Genomic DNA, 2,251 nt, shown 5'->3' on the forward strand with positions numbered 1-2,251 from the left:
CTCGTTGGAGGATGGCACCGGCGGGTGTCCCCGGGCACCTCACGGCATGCTCATCCCCGGCCGTCCACCCCGGAACGACCCCGGCGCACCCGCTCCGACCAGGCAACCGGACGGTCCGGGGTGTCGGGTTGTTGTCGGGGCGCAGTCGGGTGCCCGCTAGAGGCGGGTGCGGTGTGAGCGGAGGGTGACACCAGCCGACCCGCCACTGCGAGACGAGGTAGTCATGCCCGTCACCCCGACCTATCCCGGCGTGTACATCGAGGAAGTCGCGAGTTCCGTCCGCCCCGTGATCGGCGTGGCCACCGGGGTGACCGCCTTCGTGGGATACGTCCGGACCGGACCGGAGAACCGTGCCGTCCGGGTGAACACCTTCGGCGAGTTCGAACGCCGGTTCGGCGGGGTCGACCGGGACTCCGAACTCAGCCTGGCCGTGCAACAGTTCTTCCGCAACGGCGGGGCCGCCGCCCTGGTCGTCCGGGTGCCCCGCGCCGACGCCCGCGCCGCCTCGGTGACCCTGCTGGACAAGGTCGGCGCCGGGGCGAAGTCCGCGCTGCTGCTGGACGCGACGAGCACCGGCGCGTGGGGCAGCGGGCTGCTCGTCGACGTCGATCACGACGGGGTCGCCGACGCCAAGTCGTTCAACCTCACCGTCACCGACACCGCCACCGGCGACACCGAACGGTTCACCGGGCTGTCCGCCGACCCGGCCAGCGCCGCGTACGCGGTGGCCCTGCTCAACGACCCGGACCGGGGTTCGGCGCTGGTCCGGGCACGCGCCGGGGCCGCCGGGGCGGGCCGGCCGGTGCCCAGCGGCACGGTCGGCACCGCTCTCGGCACCCCCACCGTCGACGCCGCGAAGAACTACCGGCTCACCGTGCAGCCCGACCGGCCCACCAAGCCGGACCCGAACGACCCGGCCAAGACCGTGCCGGCGGTCGCCCCGGTGACCGTGACCGTGCTGGACAAGGGAGAGCGGCTGCCGTCCTCCCCCGCCGGGGTGGCCGCGCTGCTGCAACGGAAGGTCAACGCCGCGTTGGGTGCCGCCGACAGCGCGGCCGGCCTGCGGGTACGGGTGACCCCCACCGCCGCCGGCGGGCTGCGCGTCCTCGGTGACGTGGACGCGGTGGTCGCCCCGGCGGCGCTCGACGCGGCCTTCACCGTCGCGGGGGTCTCCCCCGCCGGTGACGTCGCCGACGGCGCGGCCCTGCTGGGCCTGGCCGGGACGACCGCCAACGTCGGCCGGTTCAGCCCGCTCGGCGTCAAGCGGCTCGGCCAGGGTGACCTGGTCACCGGCTCCGACGGCACCACCCTGCCCGGCACCGGCGCGCTGATCGGCAGCGAGGCCGCCTACACCGGCATCTACGCGCTGCTCAAAACCGACCTGTTCAACCTGCTCTGCATCCCCGACGCCACCCGTGCCCGGCACGGCGACCCCGCCGCCATCGACAACGGGCTGGACCCGGAGGCCGTCTGGTCGGCCGCCTACGACCTCTGCGAACGCCGCCGGGCGGTCCTGCTGGTCGACCCGCCGCCCGGGGTGGACGACCCAGACCGCGCCCTGGACTGGATCAACCAGCTCGGGGTCAAGGGCCCCAACGCGGTGGCCCACTTCCCCCGCCTGCGCATCCCCGACCCTACCGACGGTTTCCAGCCCCGCACCGTCGCCCCCGGCGGCACCCTCGCCGGCCTGTACGCCCGCCAGGACACCGAGCGGGGCGTGTGGAAGGCGCCGGCCGGCACCGAGGCGCAGCTACGCGGGGTGACCAACCTAGTCTATCCGTTGACCGACGCCGAGAACGGGGCGCTCAACCCGTTGGGGCTCAACTGCCTGCGCACCTTCCCGGTGACCGGCACGGTCAACTGGGGGGCCCGCACCACCGCCGGCGCGGACGTGCTGGCCAGCCAGTGGAAGTACACGCCGGTGCGCCGGCTCGCCCTGTTCATCGAGGAGAGCGTCTACCGGGGCACCCAGTGGGCGGTCTTCGAGCCCAACGACGAGCCGCTCTGGTCGCAGCTGCGGCTGAACCTGACGTCGTTCATGCAGGACCTGTTCCGCAAGGGCGCGTTCGCCGGGCGTACGCCCCGGGAGGCGTACCTGGTGCGGTGCGACGCGGAGACCACCACCGCCGACGACCGGGACCGGGGAGTGGTCAACGTGGTCGTCGGGTTCGCCCCGCTCAAACCCGCCGAGTTCGTCATCGTGCGGATCCAGCAGCTCGCCGGCCAGAGCCCGTCCTGAGAGGTGTGAGTC

Annotated in this window: 1 protein-coding gene; it reads left to right on the top strand. The window is 73.8% G+C overall.

All coding sequences use genetic code 11. The annotated features are described in order from the left end of the window. The first annotated feature begins 223 nt into the window (after positions 1-223). A complete protein-coding gene (locus FJK98_RS18495; protein WP_145920132.1) occupies positions 224-2,239 on the top strand; it encodes a phage tail sheath C-terminal domain-containing protein in 2,016 nt (671 codons plus the stop codon). Positions 2,240-2,251: the final 12 nt, after the last annotated feature.

Origin of the sequence: Micromonospora sp. HM134 (assembly GCF_007833915.1) — a bacterium.
Lineage (GTDB): Bacteria > Actinomycetota > Actinomycetes > Mycobacteriales > Micromonosporaceae > Micromonospora > Micromonospora wenchangensis.